12 protein-coding genes are annotated in these 15,212 nt (G+C 72.7%); 7 read left to right on the top strand and 5 right to left on the bottom strand.

Annotated features, from left to right (window positions below; all coding sequences use genetic code 11):
* The first annotated feature begins 48 nt into the window (after nt 1–48).
* Both ABZ822_RS06715 and ABZ822_RS06710 read left to right on the top strand, forming a co-directional pair.
* A complete protein-coding gene (locus ABZ822_RS06715; RefSeq protein ID WP_360847883.1) occupies nt 49–1,560 on the top strand; it encodes a hypothetical protein in 1,512 nt (503 codons plus the stop codon).
* 241 nt (nt 1,561–1,801) lie between these two features.
* Nucleotides 1,802–3,457 (top strand): MFS transporter, encoded by a 1,656-nt coding sequence (locus ABZ822_RS06710; RefSeq protein WP_360848822.1) that lies wholly within the window; start codon nt 1,802–1,804, stop codon nt 3,455–3,457.
* A gap of 22 nt (nt 3,458–3,479) precedes the next feature.
* Here ABZ822_RS06710 and ABZ822_RS06705 read toward each other — a convergent pair whose 3' ends face one another.
* The 3 genes from ABZ822_RS06705 to ABZ822_RS06695 all read right to left on the bottom strand — a co-directional run bounded on the left by ABZ822_RS06705 (nt 3,480) and on the right by ABZ822_RS06695 (nt 7,094).
* A complete protein-coding gene (locus tag ABZ822_RS06705; protein ID WP_360847880.1) occupies nt 3,480–3,731 on the bottom strand; it encodes a hypothetical protein in 252 nt (83 codons plus the stop codon).
* 44 nt (nt 3,732–3,775) lie between these two features.
* On the bottom strand, nt 3,776–6,160 hold the full coding sequence (locus tag ABZ822_RS06700) for an ATP-binding protein (protein ID WP_360847877.1): 2,385 nt from the start codon (nt 6,158–6,160) through the stop codon (nt 3,776–3,778).
* A 160-nt stretch (nt 6,161–6,320) separates the two neighbouring features.
* Nucleotides 6,321–7,094 (bottom strand): Crp/Fnr family transcriptional regulator, encoded by a 774-nt coding sequence (locus tag ABZ822_RS06695; RefSeq protein WP_360848819.1) that lies wholly within the window; start codon nt 7,092–7,094, stop codon nt 6,321–6,323.
* A gap of 213 nt (nt 7,095–7,307) precedes the next feature.
* Here ABZ822_RS06695 and ABZ822_RS06690 point away from each other — a divergent pair, with 213 nt between their 5' ends.
* Complete coding sequence (locus ABZ822_RS06690) at nt 7,308–8,072, top strand: hypothetical protein (protein ID WP_360847874.1); 765 nt, start codon at nt 7,308–7,310, stop codon at nt 8,070–8,072.
* A 14-nt stretch (nt 8,073–8,086) separates the two neighbouring features.
* Nucleotides 8,087–8,572 (top strand): hypothetical protein, encoded by a 486-nt coding sequence (locus tag ABZ822_RS06685; protein WP_360847871.1) that lies wholly within the window; start codon nt 8,087–8,089, stop codon nt 8,570–8,572.
* A gap of 10 nt (nt 8,573–8,582) precedes the next feature.
* On the opposite strand, the gene ABZ822_RS06680 is transcribed toward ABZ822_RS06685, so the two are convergent.
* Nucleotides 8,583–9,992 carry an FAD-binding oxidoreductase gene (locus tag ABZ822_RS06680; protein WP_360847868.1) on the bottom strand — a complete coding sequence of 470 codons (1,410 nt, stop codon included), beginning with the start codon at nt 9,990–9,992 and terminating at the stop codon, nt 8,583–8,585.
* A 548-nt stretch (nt 9,993–10,540) separates the two neighbouring features.
* Here ABZ822_RS06680 and ABZ822_RS06675 point away from each other — a divergent pair.
* The 3 genes from ABZ822_RS06675 (at nt 10,541) to ABZ822_RS06665 (ending at nt 14,615) form a co-directional block, all read left to right on the top strand.
* Nucleotides 10,541–12,739 carry a SpoIIE family protein phosphatase gene (locus ABZ822_RS06675; RefSeq protein ID WP_360847865.1) on the top strand — a complete coding sequence of 733 codons (2,199 nt, stop codon included), beginning with the start codon at nt 10,541–10,543 and terminating at the stop codon, nt 12,737–12,739.
* 119 nt (nt 12,740–12,858) lie between these two features.
* Nucleotides 12,859–13,098 carry a DUF1059 domain-containing protein gene (locus tag ABZ822_RS06670; protein ID WP_360847862.1) on the top strand — a complete coding sequence of 80 codons (240 nt, stop codon included), beginning with the start codon at nt 12,859–12,861 and terminating at the stop codon, nt 13,096–13,098.
* Between the two features lie 362 nt (nt 13,099–13,460).
* Complete coding sequence (locus ABZ822_RS06665) at nt 13,461–14,615, top strand: magnesium and cobalt transport protein CorA (protein ID WP_360848816.1); 1,155 nt, start codon at nt 13,461–13,463, stop codon at nt 14,613–14,615.
* A 28-nt stretch (nt 14,616–14,643) separates the two neighbouring features.
* On the opposite strand, the gene ABZ822_RS06660 is transcribed toward ABZ822_RS06665, so the two are convergent.
* A complete protein-coding gene (locus ABZ822_RS06660) occupies nt 14,644–15,099 on the bottom strand; it encodes a hypothetical protein (protein ID WP_360847859.1) in 456 nt (151 codons plus the stop codon).
* Between the last annotated feature and the right edge of the window lie 113 nt (nt 15,100–15,212).

Genomic DNA, 15,212 nt, shown 5'->3' with positions numbered 1-15,212 from the left:
GCCCCCTCTCGCGTGGTGGCGCGGACCGGGGCACCCGAGCGTGGCGGCATGCAGCCAGCACGAGTCGCCCCCACAGCGCGGCAGCAGCGCACCCGTACGATCCGGGGGCGTACCGGCCCGCTCGCCGGCCCGCTGCCCTGGCTCGCGGGGGTCGCCGTCCTCTTCACCGTTCTGCAGCTGATCCTGGTGGTGCCCGGCGAAGGGCTCGGCTGGGACGAGACCGTGTACGTCAGCCAGGTCAGCCCGCACGCCCCGACCGCCTTCTTCAGCGCGCCGCGCGCCCGCGGCATCTCCTTCCTCGTCGCCCCGGTCACGGTCCTGACCGATTCCACGGCCGTCCTGCGGGTCTACCTCGCCGTGCTCTCCGGCGCCGGGCTCTTCCTCTCCCTGTGGGTGTGGCGGCGGCTCGTTCCCGCCCCCGTGCTGGCGTTCGCGGGCGCGCTGTTCGCCGGGCTGTGGGTGACGCTCTTCTACGGTCCGCAGGTCATGCCGAACCTGTGGGTCGCCTACGCCGCGCTGCTCGCCACCGGCTGCTTCCTGCGGGCGGCCGCCGACCGCACCGACCGCCGCGCGCTGCTCGGCCTCGCCGCCGGTGTCGCGTTCGCCGCGCTCATGCGGTTCTCGGACGCGTTCTGGCTCGCGCTGCCGCTGGCCGCGGCCGCCGTGTTCGTACGGGACTGGCGCAGGCCCGCCCTGCTGGTGGCGCTCGTGCTGGGCGGGGTCGCCGGATGCGCGGAGTGGGTCGTCGAGGCGTACGTCCGCTACGGGGGTCTCGCCGCACGGCTGGACCGGGCCAGCGAGATCCAGGGCGGCATGGGCTGGCACCTCGCGTTCGGCCACCATGCGCTGGCGCTGGAGGGGCGGACGCTGTGCCGCCCGTGCGACGGGGAGGCGAAACATCCGGCCGCCGTGGCCTGGTGGTTCCTGCTGCCGCTGCTCACCGCGGGAGGGCTGGTGGCCGCGGCCCGCGCCCGGCGCCTGGCCACACTGCTGGTGCCGACGCTGACCGCGGCCTCCCTCGCGGTCCCGTATCTGCTGATGGTCGACTACGCCGCGCCCCGCTTCCTCCTCCCCGCCTACGCACTGCTGTCCCTGCCGGTCGCGGTCTGCGTGGTCTGGCTGGTCACGGGGTTGCGGAACCGGGTGCTCATGACGCTCGCCGCCGCGGCCGTCGCCCTCGCGCTCGTCGGGCACCTCTCCCTCCAGTACGCGGTGCTGCACGGGGCCGTCGAGCGCAGCAGGGCGATGCGGGAGGCGGTCGGGCGGATCGCCGCCCAGCTGCACAGGGAAGGGGTACGGCCGCCCTGTGTCGTCACGGGGCCGGAGGCGGTGCGGATCGCATATCGCGCGGGGTGCTCCTCACGGCAGGCGGGCGGCCACGACGGGTCCATCACGCAGGCCGGTCTCGCCGCCGCGGCACGTACGCGCCCGGTGGCCGTGCTGGTCTTCGGCGACAAGGCCGCACCGCCGTACGCCAGGGGCTGGCGCGCGGTGGACCTTCCGCGGCTGGGCGGTCTGCATCCCTACCGTGCGCACCTGTCACCGTCCGCGACGCGGTGAGGCGGATGGGGTGACGGGGCGGGCGCGCGAGGGAGCGTGACGGGGCGGGCGCGCGAGGGAGCGTGACGACGTCCGCGAACCGGGCCGTGAAGGAGGGAATCCGCGTACCCCGCCGCCCGGTTCGCGGACGGTTCGTAGATCGACTGGTGACGTCCCACCGACGGTCTTAGGGTCGGAATGTGAACTTGAGCGTTCACGTACGCCGCACGGGGTGAAGGCCCTGGGTGAGCGCAGGCCGACCATGACGAGTCCTCAGTCGATCCCCGCACCCACTGCTCGATCCAGCGAGAGGAACCCGGGCAGCTGGATAGCCCTACTCGTCATCGCCTCGTGCCAGCTCATGGTGGTCCTCGACATCACCATCGTGAACATCGCGCTCCCGCACATACAGACCTCGCTCGACTTCTCGACCGAGAGCCTGTCGTGGGTGATCAACGCCTACACCCTCACCTTCGGCGGCCTGCTCCTGCTCGGCGGACGATCCGGCGACATCCTCGGCCGCAGACGGATGTTCATCATCGGCGTGCTGCTGTTCGTGCTGGCGTCCCTGCTCGGCGGCCTCGCCCAGAACGCACCGCAACTCCTCGCCGCCCGCGCGCTCCAAGGCGTCGGCGGCGCCATCGCCTCCCCGACAGCGCTCGCGCTGATCACCACCACGTTCCGTGAAGGACCCGAGCGCAACCGGGCGTTCGGGGTCTTCGCCGCCGTGTCGGCGGGCGGTGGCGCGATCGGGCTGCTGATGGGCGGCATCCTCGTCGAGTGGCTCGACTGGCGCTGGATCTTCTTCGTCAACGTGCCGATCGGTGTACTGATCGCGCTGGCCGCGCCCCGCTACATCCGCGAGTCGGAGCGCCACCCCGGGAACTTCGATCTGCTCGGCGCGATCACGTCCACGGTCGGCATGGTGTGTCTCGTCTACGGGTTCATCCGCGCGTCCGAGGACGGCTGGCGGGACAGTCTGACGCTCGCCGCGTTCGGGGCGGCGATCGTGCTGCTGACCACGTTCCTGCTCATCGAACGCAGTTCGCGCCAGCCGATCACGCCGCTGAAGATGTTCCGCGACCGAAACCGCGCGGGCACGTACGGGATGATGCTCAGCCTTGCCGCGGCGATCTTCGGGATGTTCTTCTTCCTGACGCTGTTCGTGCAGAACGTGCTGGACTTCAGCCCGTTGCGGGCCGGACTCGCCTTCCTGCCGGTGAGCGCGGTCATCGCGCTCGGGGCGGGGCTCGCGTCCCGGCTCCTGCCGAGATACGGGCCCAAACCGTTCATGGTGACCGGCGGGCTCTTCGCCGCGGGCGGGCTGGCGTGGCTGACCCTCACCGACATCCACAGCACCTACCTCGGCAGCATCCTCGGGCCCATGCTGCTGTTCGGCTTCGGGATGGGCATGGAGTTCGTCTCGCTGATGCTGATGGCGGTCTCCGGAGTCGCGCCGCAGGAGTCGGGCGCCGCGACCGGCGTGCTCAACGCCACGCAGCAGGTGGGCGGTTCGCTCGGTCTGTCGATCCTGGTCACGGCCTTCGGTACGGCCAGCCGCAACGAGGCGACCGACGTCGTACCGCAGTTCCTGCGCGAGGCGAACCCAGGGCAGCGTGAATTCTTCCTGCGCACCGGGCAGTTGCCACCACCCTGGGCCGACCAGGTGCTGACCGCCGGGGTCACCACCGCGTTCGTCGTCGCCGCCGCGCTGAGCGCCCTGGCGGCCGTGATCGCCCTCGTCGTCATCCAGGTGCGGGAGTCGGACCTGGAGCGGCTGCAGGGCGGAGCGGCCGGGGTCCCCGCACCCGCCACGTCCGGATCCGGCTCCTCCGGTGGTACGTCGACGGGCGGCGGCCCGAACACGGGCGGCGGTGGCGGGGGAGGCGACGGCGGCGTCACGCCACCGCGGGAGTGACGGCCTTCCGCGTCCTTCCGCGTCAGGCCGACCCGTCGTGATGGATGTGCATGTCGCCGCCCGTGACGGCGTAGACGGTGCCGCGGTCCTTCGCCGTGTTGGTCTGCGTCGACGTCACGGGCTCGGATTCGGGCACGGATCGGGGTGTGGGGGCGGGGTGCTGCACTTCGACGCAGTTGTTGTGACCGACGACGAGGGGGCCGGACACGTCGCCCCCGATACGGATGGTGAACTCGTCGCCCGAGGCGGGTGACGGTGACGGTGACGGTGACACGATGATGGCTCCTCACTGCTTCCCGGCTCGTCCATCGGGCCGGACTACGCGTAACAGAGGTCGAACACCGCGTCCGAATCGTCGGCGGTTTCCTCCACGTACTGGCTCACGGCCGCTCGGTCCTGGCCGGCGATCGCGGTGGAAAGAGCGGCATGGTCGTCGGATTCCTCCTGGATCGCTGACTTGACCGCCGGGTCGGTCGCTGCTTCGGCCGCTTCCGCCAGGTCGTCGGCGAGTTGCTTCGTGGCCGCGGCCCAGGCTTGATCATGGGCGGGGTTCGTGACCGGCGCCTTCGACATGGTCCGGGAGTAGGTCTGACGCGCGTCGGTCTCCTGATCACACCCCGCCGGCTTCGCAAAGGGGTCACCGGTCGAGGTGTCCGTCGGCTCGGCCGGGAGGGAGAACGACGGGGTCGGTATCGCGTCGTGCCGCGCATCGACCGAAGCCGATGATCCGTCCTCGGACGTGACCGAACTGATGACGTATCCCAGACCGGCGACGAGCGCGCAAGCGGCGATCAGGGAGACGACGGACGCGACCACGGTGCTCATGCCCGCGACCGAACCCGCGCCGGCCGCGCCGCCGGACGAGGCGGACGTCCCGCCGCCCCAGGAACCGCCGGCGGTGCTGTGCGACTGCGCGGAGACGGCATCGGCCCCGCCGCCCGGCGGAGGTAACGCGCCGCCGGACGCCCCGCCATCGCCTGTGAGGGACGGTGCGCTGCCGCCGCCGTCGCCGGTGGGCGTGCCGCTGCCGCCGTCACCCGGAGCGCTGCCCCAGGAGTCTTCGCCGCCGGGGACCTCCGGTGTCAGGGCAGCGGAACCGGGATCGGCCGCGGAACCGGGATCGGGGGTCTCGAAGCCGTTGTCCGCCATGTAGTCGTCGACGTCGAAGTCGGGCTGCGCGCCCCCCGCGTCGGCCCCCGCATCGCCCCCCGCGTCGGCGCCCGCGTCGCCCCCCGCTTCCCCGCCGGAGCCGTTCCGCCCGCCTTCGCCCAGCTCGTACCCGAGCCACGCCGACTGGGCCAGCAGCGCCGCGTGGACGACCCGCCTTCCGGTCAACAGGGCCCGGACGGCCTCCTCGTGGAGGAAGTACGCCTCGGCCCGCCGGTCCCCGGCGGCGCGGGACGCGACCCAGCCGCGGCCGAGCAGCCGCCCCCACACGCCGAACCGCAGGGAACGGGCCAACCCCGGCGACGTGGCCCGTGCGAGCCGTACCGCCAAGTCCGGGCGCCCGGCGGACTCGGCCAGCTCGGCCACCTTCTCCAGCACGCGGCCGTGAGCCGCCAGCTCCGACGGCGTGGTCTCCCGGAGCGATCCCCACCGGGTGAAGTGGTCGCACAGCCGCTCGGCCGGGAACGGAGCGGGGAAACGCCGGCGCAGCACCGGCAGGGTGTCGGCGACGGAGCCGTAGCCGTGGTCCCCGATCCGGGCCAACCCCAGGCGCACCAGGCGGTCGCACACCGCCTCGGGCTCCGCCACCTCCGTCAGCGCCCCGACGTGCGTGGCCGCCACCTCGGCCCCTTCGAGGGTCGCCAGCAGGTGCAGCACCCCCATCACCGACGCATCCTCCACCAGATGGTCGAGCACCATCGGGAGAAGGGCGGCGACTTCGCCCACACGCGGGAGTCCGCCCTCGCCCGCCGGGTGGGAACGCGCCACCGCGGCCGCCCGCAGGAGCGGCAGCGGAAGGCCGCCCGCGACCTGCCACAGGTCGGCGGCGGTCCGGTGTTCCGCCTCGGGAAGCGGGCCACCCAACTCCCGTGCCAGCAGCTCCAGTCCGGCGGTCCGCGACAGACCGGGCACCTCCAGCGCCGTGCCGCCGTTCCACAGCGACCGCTCGGCTCCGGCGAAGACGAACGTCGCCTCCGGGGCCGCGTCCATCAGCTCCAGCAACTGATCGGACGTCAGGTCCGTGTCGTCCACGTACACCGTCACCCGCACACCGGTCATCAACCGCCGCAGCTCCGCCCGGGTCGGCGCGTATCCCGGTGCCTCGTAGCAGGCTTCGAACACGTCCTGGGCGAGATCCTCGACGCCGCGACGGGCTCCGCTCACGAACACCACGCCGTCCGGCCCGGGCGGCAGCAGCCGCGCCGCGTGCCGCAGCAGCGTCGTCTTGCCGACACCGGGCGGCCCCCACAGCTGCACCGGCCCGCCGGCGCGGACAGCCGCGGCCAGTTCCTGCATCGTGTCCTCCCGGCCCACCGGTTCCGACAGGCGCCGCGGCAGCAGCGCGGCCCGCTCCCGGCGCCGTGGGCGGGGCCGTTCGGGACCGACCAGCACGGTCACCTGTGAGCCGTGCTGCGCGTCGACGACCACGTTGTGGTCACCCGCGATCACGGGGCCGGTCGCGCTGCCGCCGATGTCGATCCGGTACGCCGTGCGCGGGCCGTCGGGCTCCGAGGCGCTGTCGTCCGCGTCGGGCATGGCTCCCCCTGGTTCGTCGAATCGTCGGCTGCCGTGCGCCGTGTTCTCCGCCGCGAGACGTCAAGCCCTCTCACGGTCCGGGAGGCGGCCGGCGGTTGCCACGCTAGCGGTCCGCTCGCGTACGGAAACCGTCCTACGACGGTTTCTCCCGCTCCTCGTACTACCGTCGGCCGAAGGCGAGTTGGCGCAACTCCGCGAGATTCTCGACCCGGAAGGTGCGGTAGCCGGTGGACACCACACCTGCTTCCCGCAGCTTCCGCAGCGCCTTGTGCACGGTGGGCTCCGCCGTGCCGGCCAGGGTGGCCAGTTCGGGCTGGGTGATCGGCCAGCGGATGACGGCCCCCGCGCCGGTGCTCTCCCCGTAGGCCATGGCGATCTGGTAGAGCACCCGTGCCAGCCGGGTCGGGGCGTCACAGCCGGTGAAGTCGACGCGGTGGGTTGTCGCGACCCGCAGTTTCGCGATGATCGAGGCGTTGACCGCCTGGGCGATCAGCTCGTCGTGCCGCATGCTGTCGAGGAAGTCGCCCCGGGTGACGACGCGGGCCGTGACCGGTCCGCACGTCGTCACCGTCGCGGAACGGGGCCGCCCGTCGACCGCGGCGAACTCACCGACCAGGTCGCCACCCATCCGAACGGCAAGGAGCGCCTCCCGGTTGTCATGAGTGCGTCCGGTCGCCTTGACCGCACCGTCGAGGAGGATCAGCACGAACGTGCTCTCCTCCGTTTCACGCATCAGGACCCGGCCGGTCGGGTAGCGCGTGAGGGCTCCCAGCGTGAGCAGCCGGTCACGAGCCGCCGGCGGGAGCCCCCCGAGCAGGCTCGCCGAGGGCCACGTCCACGCCTCGCGCGGCAACCGACCGGCCCTGCCCCGGCCGGTGGCGCTGTGGGCCACGCCCTGTGCCCCGGCCCGCCCGTCCCGCTCCTGACGATGCATCACCCCTGCAGTGTGCCCCCTGGTGAGGCTCCCAACAGCGCACGGCGACGGACGAGTTCGGCGGATTCCGTACTGGTACGGGATGTCCGGCGCGCGGCTGGTGCACAGTGGGAGCCACGGGACGAGGCGTGCCGGAGCCGAGTCGTCCGGCCGCCCGAGTGTCGGGTCCGGCCGCCCGAGTGTCGGGCCCGCCACCCGTGGGGAGGGAAGGGCATGGATGCAGTGCTGGAGTACCGGGCCATGGTGGCGGTCGACATCGAGCGCTCGGGAGGCCGGGGCGACGTGGCGCTGCTCCGCATCCGCGAAGTGCTCCTGGCCGCGTTCCGGGAGGCGCTGGAGGAGAGCGGAATCGACTGGCAGGCATGCCGGTTCCACGACCTCGGGGACGGCCTGCGGATCATCGTCCCGGCGTCCGTGCCGAAGACCCGGCTGATCCATCCGCTGATCCACGAGCTGGTGGTCCGGCTGCAGGCGCACAACCGAACGGCCGCTCGGCCGACGCGGATCCGCGTCAGGGTGGCGTTGCACGCCGGCGACGTGTGGCTCGGACAGTCCGGTGTCGTCGTCGGCGGGCCGCTGGAAGTGCTCGCCCGGCTGCTCGATGCCCGCCCGGCCCGGGACGCTCTGGCCGAGGCGCCCGACGCGGTGGCGGCGTCGCTCCTCGTCTCGCAGCACTTCTACGACGAAGCGGTGCGGCACGGCTATCCGGGCATCGACCCGGACACCTTCCGGCGGGTCCCGGTCGAGGTGAAGGAGTACACGACGGACGCATGGCTCCATCTGCCCGGAACACCCGCTCACCCCGTCGGTGGGACGGCCCCGGACGGAGCGGCGCGGAACGACGTCGTCGAGCCGCGACGGGGGGCCGGTCCGGCGGGTCACTCTTCGATGGTCAACAAGGCGTCAGGGCACGGCGTCGTCTACGCCACGCAGAACGGGGCCCAGTACATCGACAACACCGGACGCACGCCCCGGTGAGAGAGGGGAAGGCCGTGGAGGACGAACTGGCCGCGCTGGCGGGAGCGGGAGCGGCTGCCCTCGTCACGGCGATGACCACGGAGCTGTGGCAGACCACGCGCAACGGGATCGCCGGTCTGTTCCCCCGGGCAGGCCGGCGGCGCCGTGAGGTCGCGACGCGACTCGACAGCCACGCCGCGCTGGTCGAGGGGGCCACCGCGCCCGACGACGTACGGCGGGCACTGCTCGGTTCCTGGGCAGTGGAACTGGAGGACCTGCTTCGCCGGGAACCGGCCTGCCGCGAGCCACTCGCGCGCCTGGTCGGGGAGGTCCTCGGGGAGGTACGAGGCGCGCTGCCGGACGACCGCCGGGAGACCGTCCATGTGCATCTGGAGCAGGCCAACACCGCCCGGGACTCCGGCACGGTCTTCGCCGTCCAGGGAGGCGACCAGCCGGTGCACCGGTCCGGCCACGGCGGACCGCCGTCCGGCGCGGGCGGCGGAGCCACGGCCGCCTCCTGACCGATCTTCGTCAAACCCCACGCGGCTTGATGTTGTGGTTGCGGTGGAAGACGTTGTCCGGGTCGTACTGGGTCTTCACCGTCTCCAGGCGCTCGACGTGGTCCGCGCCGAGTCCGGCGACGACCCGCTCCCGCCCCTCGTCCCCGATGAAGTTGAGGAAGACCGCGCCGGTGGACCAGGGCTTGAGGTCGGTCCTGATGTCGCGCGCCCACTGCTTGCCCCGCGCGTCGTCCGCCGGGTCCTCCCAGAGGCCGAAGGGGTGCGCAACCCACGCCGCGCCCCGCCAGGGGAGGGGAAAGTCCTGGTTCCCGCGGGCCGTTGCGCCGCCCTGCGGGAACAGCACGTGCTGTGACGGCGACGGGACGATCATGTCGTGCGCCCGTGCGCAGAAGAGGTCGATCGCCTCGTCCGGGAGGCTGCCGAGATGCTCCGCGGTCCAGTAGTTGCGGTAGCCCGGCGGGTCGTCGAGCATGCACTGCAACTCGGCGTACGGCATCTCCTCGATCATCGCGGCGTGGTGGCCGAGGTCCAGCAGCGGGCGGGCCACCGCGCGTGCCTCCGCCTCCGGGCCGGCGTGGACCACGAGGACGGCACACGTGAGCCGGTTCACCAGAGGCCCTGGGACCCACTCCTCGTCCGGCCCGGTGAGGTAGATGAGCCCGCCGCCGACCTCGTCCGGGGCGGTCTCGAGGAAGTCCCGGTAGGCGCGCGCCACTTCGGGCCCGGCCTCCGGCGGCCACAGCAGCAGCATCGCCGTGACCGTGGCCAGCGGGTACAGGCGGAACGTGAACGAGGTGGCCACCCCGAAGTTGCCGCCGCCGCCGTGGAGTGCCCAGAACAGCTCGGTGTTCTCGTCGTTGCTCGCGTGCACCGTGCTGCCTTCCGCGGTCACCAGGGTGACGGAGAGCAGATTGTCGGCCGCGAGCCCGAACTTGCGGTCCAGCCAGCCCGATCCGCCGCCCAGCGTGAAGCCGCCGACCCCGGTGGTCGACACCCGCCCGCCGGTCGTCACGAGGCCGTACGGCTCGGTCGCCCGGTCGAGATGGCTCATCGTGGCGCCGCCCGCGATTCGTACGGTACGGGCGTCGGGATCGACGACGGCCGCGTGCATCCGGCGCAGATCGATCATGATCCCGCCGTCGGTGAGGGCCATGCCCGAGACGCTGTGCCCGCCGCCGCGGACCGAGATCTCCAGGTCCTGATCGCGTCCGAAGCGGATCGCCCGGGCGATGTCGACGGGGTTCTCGCACTGGGCGATCACCGAAGGACGGAACTCGATCATGGCGTTGAAGATCGTGCGGGCGTCATCGAACGAGGGATCGCCGGGCGTGAGGACGCTGCCCGCGAAGCTGTCACGCAGACCGGCGAGTGCTTCGGTGTCCACGTTCGCCACGCTACGCGGGTGCGGGAGGCCCGGCATGTCCTGCGGCGGCCCGCGCCTTCTCCTCGCCGACGGACAGGGAGAGATGTGCGGCCCCGGTGAATCCCGGCTCCAACGGCCGTGCCGGGAAAGGACGTTGAGACTCGCCGCGCGATGTGCCGGGCCGGCGCAGGGGGCCCGCGCCGGGTCGCCATCCCGCTGCCACCTCTCCGTGACGGCGCGGTCGCTTCCCGGCCACCCCCTCCTGCGAGTCTCTACGGAATGTCGGCACGGGAAGCGCGCGTGGGCCCTGGACGGTGCCGGGCGATGGGGCTCGCGGGTTCCGAGGCGCTCGCCGCCGGCGGTCTCACCGCGGGCGCGCTGCCCGTAGGGGAGGCGCAACCTGACCTCGTCGGGGCGTGGCGCGCTGGGGCTCGTCTCCAACTCGGTTCGGTCTCGTCCCGCTGGTCGCCGCGCGGTGGTGGCTGGGCCGGACCGTGAGCGGCGCCCGGCCGCCCGGGCCGAGGTCTCCGCCGCGCGAGCCGACCGGGGCCGGGTGGACCGGGCGTGGGGGTGCCTCCGAACGACCAGGGGCGTATTGTCCCCATATGAGCGGCGGGGAGTTCGCCCCCGCCGGCCGGGGACACGTTCCGGGCGCAGCGGGCGGCGACGACCTGGAAGACCACGTCCTGGAGAGCCTGGCCGAGGGTCTGCACCGGGAGCTCTCCGCGCTGGGTGCCCACGCCGCCGCGCTGTACCTCCTGAACCGCGCAGAGAGCGTGCTGGAACTCGTCGTCGTCGCCGGCCTGCCGCACGAGTTCATCGGCCCGTGGGAGCGGGTCGGACTCGCCGCCCCCATTCCCGTGGCGGACGCCGTGCGCGGCAGCGAGATGATCTGGGTCTGCAGCGAGGAAGTGATGATGCGGAGCTATCCCCGCATCGCCCTCGCCGTGCCGTACGAGTTCGCCCTCGCCGCCTTCCCCCTCCCCCGTCCCGGTGCCACGGACGGGGCGACCGGAGTGCTGGGGGCGATGTTCGTCCTGTGGCCCGGCGAGCAGCCGGACCACATGCCCGGAGCGCTCCGCGACGGCCTGGGCCGACTCGCGTCCGAGGTGGGATTCGCCATGGAACGGGCGGTCACGGCCGGGCGCCTCCGCACACCCGGCTCCGGCGGCGAGGTCCTGATCCATAACGCTCCCAGCCCCGCCCCCGGCACACCCTCGGCCACCGAGCTGATGGCCGCCCGCCTCCCCGAGGGCGTCTGCGCGCTGGACATCCACGGCCGGGTCACCTCGGTGACGCCCACCGCCGCGCGGTTGCTGGGCGCACCGACCGACAACCTGGTCGGCCGCCGCCTCTGGGAGGCGCTGCCCTGGCTGCACGACCCCCTCTACGACCGCTACCGGGCCGCGGTGATCAGCGGGCGTCCCACCTCGGACACCGGCGTGCGGCCGCCGGACCAGTGGCTGGCCTTCGACCTCTACCCGGACTCCTCGGGGATCAGCATCCGCATCACCCCGGCCGAGGTGCCCGCGGCGGGCAGCAAGCGGGCCGAGGTGACCGCCGAACTGCCGCAGCTCACCAGGACCGGCGCGCTGTACCACATCCTCCACCTGGCCACCGCCCTGACCGAGGCGATCAGTGTCGACGACGTGGTCGCCCTGGTGGCCGACGAGATCGTGCCCGCGTACGGCGCCCAGGCCGTCGCCATGCTCACCGTGCAGCGGGGAAGGCTGCGTCTGGTCGGCCACCGCGGCTATCCGCCCGAGGTCATCGCCCGCTACCGCTACAGCCCCCGCTTCTCCTTCACCGCAGGCGCCCGCGCCCTGGCCGCGGGCCAGCCGGGTTTCTACGAGTCCAGGGAACAGCTCGACCGGGCCTTCCCGCACCGCGCCGGTCAGCACGACGGCATGGCCTCCTGGGTGTTCCTGCCGATGATCGCCTCCGGCCGGACCATCGGAACCTGCGTCCTCGGCTACCTCCGGCCGCACCACTTCTCCACCACCGAGCGCGCCGTGCTGACCTCCCTGGGCGGCCTGATCGCCCAGGCGCTGGAGCGCGCCATGCTCTACGACAAGAAGGTGGCGGTCGCCCACGGTCTGCAGGCCGGGCTGCTGCCGCACGCCCTGCCCAGCGTGCCGGGCCTGGCGACGGCCGCGCGCTATCTGCCCGGCACGGAGGGCATGGACATCGGCGGTGACTTCTACGACCTGATCCGCCTGGGGACGGACAGCGTCGCCGCCGTCATCGGCGACGTGCAGGGCCACAACGTCACCGCCGCCGCGCTGATGGGCCAGATCCGTACGGCCGTCCACGCGTACGCCACGGCGGACGCGGACCCGGGCCGGATCCTGGCGGCGACCAACCGTCTGCTCTCCGACCTCGACTCCGGCCTCTTCGCGAGCTGTGCGTGCCTGCGTCTGGACCTGGGGCACCAGCGGGCCTCCCTGGCGCGGGCCGGTCATCCTCGCCCACTGGTGTGCACGCCGGGGGGCGGTGTCCGGCCGCTGGACGCGCCCGGCGGGCTGCTGCTGGGCATCGAGAAGGGCGGTGATTTTCCCGAGGCCGAAGCCCCGATGCCGGTCGGCACCACCATCGCCCTCTACACCGACGGCCTGATCGAGACGCCCGGTGTCGACATGGACGAGGCCCTGTCGGGTCTGGCCGACGAGTTGTCGCACGACGTGAGCCTGCCGCTGGAGGACCTCGCGGACGTGATCATCGCCCGCGCCCACGCGGCCCGGCACCGCACGGACGACATCGCGCTGCTGCTCCTGAGGTCCGTCGGTCCGGGCGCGGCCGCCTGACGCCGGGAGGGCGAGGGAGGCGCCGAGGGGATCCGTGTCATATGCGGATCTCTGCGGTCCTTCGTGCGGGTTTAGCCTGAGGGGAGAAGCCGTCTCCAGGAGGTCAGGAGGAGGTCGTGATGGCCAGGAAAGTAGCCGATTGCCGTCGGTTTCCCAGCGTCATGAACTGCACGCTCACCATCTCCGGAGAAGAGGAAGAGGTGGTCCGCGCCGCCGCCGAGCACGCGGTCTCGGTCCACCAGCACGCGGACAGCGAGGAGTTGCGCCGGGACATCCGGGCGACGCTGGAGGACGAGAAGGTCCCCGCGTACCCCATGGCCGGGCCGCCCCCGCCGGAGGGCGAGATCTTCGACCTGTAGGGACGCAGGGCCCCGGCGGGGACGCAGGGCCCTGGCGGGGGACGCAGGGCCCCGGCGGGTACGCACGACCCTGGCAGGTACGCACGACCCTGGCAGGCACGCACGGCCCTGGTGCGGACATACAGCCCCAGTGCGGACATACCGCGCGGGCGCTCGGTGCCGCCGGGATTTGCCGCGCGTGCCGTGTACGGAGGCGCGCCGACGGGCCGGGGGGCTACCCTGGCAGCGACCCGGTCAGGCATCAGGGACAGCAGGAGGTGAGGCGCCATGAGTAGCCGGCCTCCCAGTCCCTGCCCGCGCTGACCGGCCCGCCACCCCGCCGGTCGGCCTTCGACCCGCCCGGAAGGGGGCATGCCATGTCCATGTCCGACTGGCGTTCCCGCGCGCTCCGCCCGTACAAGCGCGCCACACAGTCCCGTAACGGCCGCCGTCCCGAGCCCGCGCCGGAGCACGAGCTGGAGCCGCGGCACCGCGAGGACGAGGTCCCGCCCGCCGAGTCCAGCGTCGTCGACGCGGCGGTCTACCGCGACGGGCACCGGGTGAGCACCCCCTCCTCGCTCGCCGAGGCGTACAAGAAGCTGCCCGACGCGCCCGACGCCATGGCCTGGATCGGGATGTACCGGCCGGCGGAGGAACAGCTCCTCGCCGCGGCCGAGGTCTTCGGACTGCACGAGCTGGCCGTGGAGGACGCGATCGTCGCCCACCAGCGGCCCAAGCTCGAGCGCTACGGCGACACCCTGTTCGTCGTGCTGCGCGCCGCCCGCTACCGGGACGAGACCGAGGACGTCGACTTCGGCGAACTGCACGTGTTCGTCAACCCCGACTTCGTCCTGACCGTGCGCCACAGCGAGGCCCCCGACCTGTCCGCCGTGCGCCGCCGCATGGAGGCCGACCCCGATCTGCTGCGCCTGGGCACCGAGGCGGTCCTCTACGCGATCCTCGACGCCGTCGTGGACGGCTACGCGCCTGTGGTCGCCGGTCTGCAGAACGACATCGACGAGATCGAGACCGAGGTCTTCGGCGGCGACCCCCGGGTGTCCCGGCGCATCTACGAGCTGTCGCGCGAGGTCGTGGAGTTCCAGCGCGCCACCCGCCCCCTGCTCCAGATGCTCCAGGGGCTCTCGGCCGGATTCTCCAAGTACCGGACGGACGAGGAGTTGCAGCGCTATCTGCGCGACGTGGCCGACCACGCGACGACCGTCGTGGAGCGGGTGGACGGCTTCCGCCAGATGCTCGCGGACATCCTCGTCGTCAACGGCACGCTGGTGACCCAGCAGCAGAACGCCGAGATGAAGCTGCTGGCCGAGGCGGGCCACGCGCAGAACGAGGAGATCAAGAAGATCTCCGCCTGGGCGGCCATCCTCTTCGCGCCGACCCTCGTCGGGACGATCTACGGCATGAACTTCGAGCACATGCCGGAGCTGAGCTGGGTGTTCGGCTATCCCTTCGCCCTGCTGCTGATGGCCGCGGTCTGTGTGGGCCTGTACCAGGTGTTCAAACGGCGCGACTGGCTCTGACCGGTCGCGGGAACCGTCGCGCCCGCGGTCACGGACGGGCGTCGAAGCGGTGCAGCAGCGAGCCGTCAGGCCCGAACACGTCCAGCAGATAGCCGCGGTCCAGGGCGAAGCCCTTCCGGTCGGAGAGGAAGGCGACGACCGAGGTCTTCAGCTCCTGGAACGCCTCCCCGCCGGAGTCCGCTTCATGGGTCCGGACGACGATCTGGGGCGCACCCTCCGGCCCCCGCTCCTTCCCGATGGCGTACACCTGCGCGTCTCCGCCGGAGGCGCGGTAGCGCTCGGCGAGCGACTGGGCGCCCGTGGGGGCGGCCGTGCTCGTCGTGGTCGGCCGGGCGGGGCCGGGCTCGGCCTGCGCCGTGCAGGCCGTCAGGGCGAGAGCGGAGGCCAGCAGCGCTGCGGCGGTGACGCGGCGCCTCACCGGGCGGACCCCCGCGGGAGCGAGGTACGGCGCCGTGAGTGCGGCGGTCGGGGCCGACTCGGCCATGGGAACTCCCGGTTCGCGGCGTACGGGACCGCGCCCGGCCCGGACGGGGTCCTCACATGTAGCGACATGAACCTATCAGCGCCTCCGTGACCCGCTGCCGTTCACCCACGCGG

It is taken from the genome of Streptomyces sp. NPDC047108, from assembly GCF_040643575.1.
GTDB lineage: Bacteria > Actinomycetota > Actinomycetes > Streptomycetales > Streptomycetaceae > Streptomyces.
The sequence above is the reverse complement of the archived record's forward strand: the minus strand, read 5'-3'. Positions and strand labels throughout refer to the sequence as shown.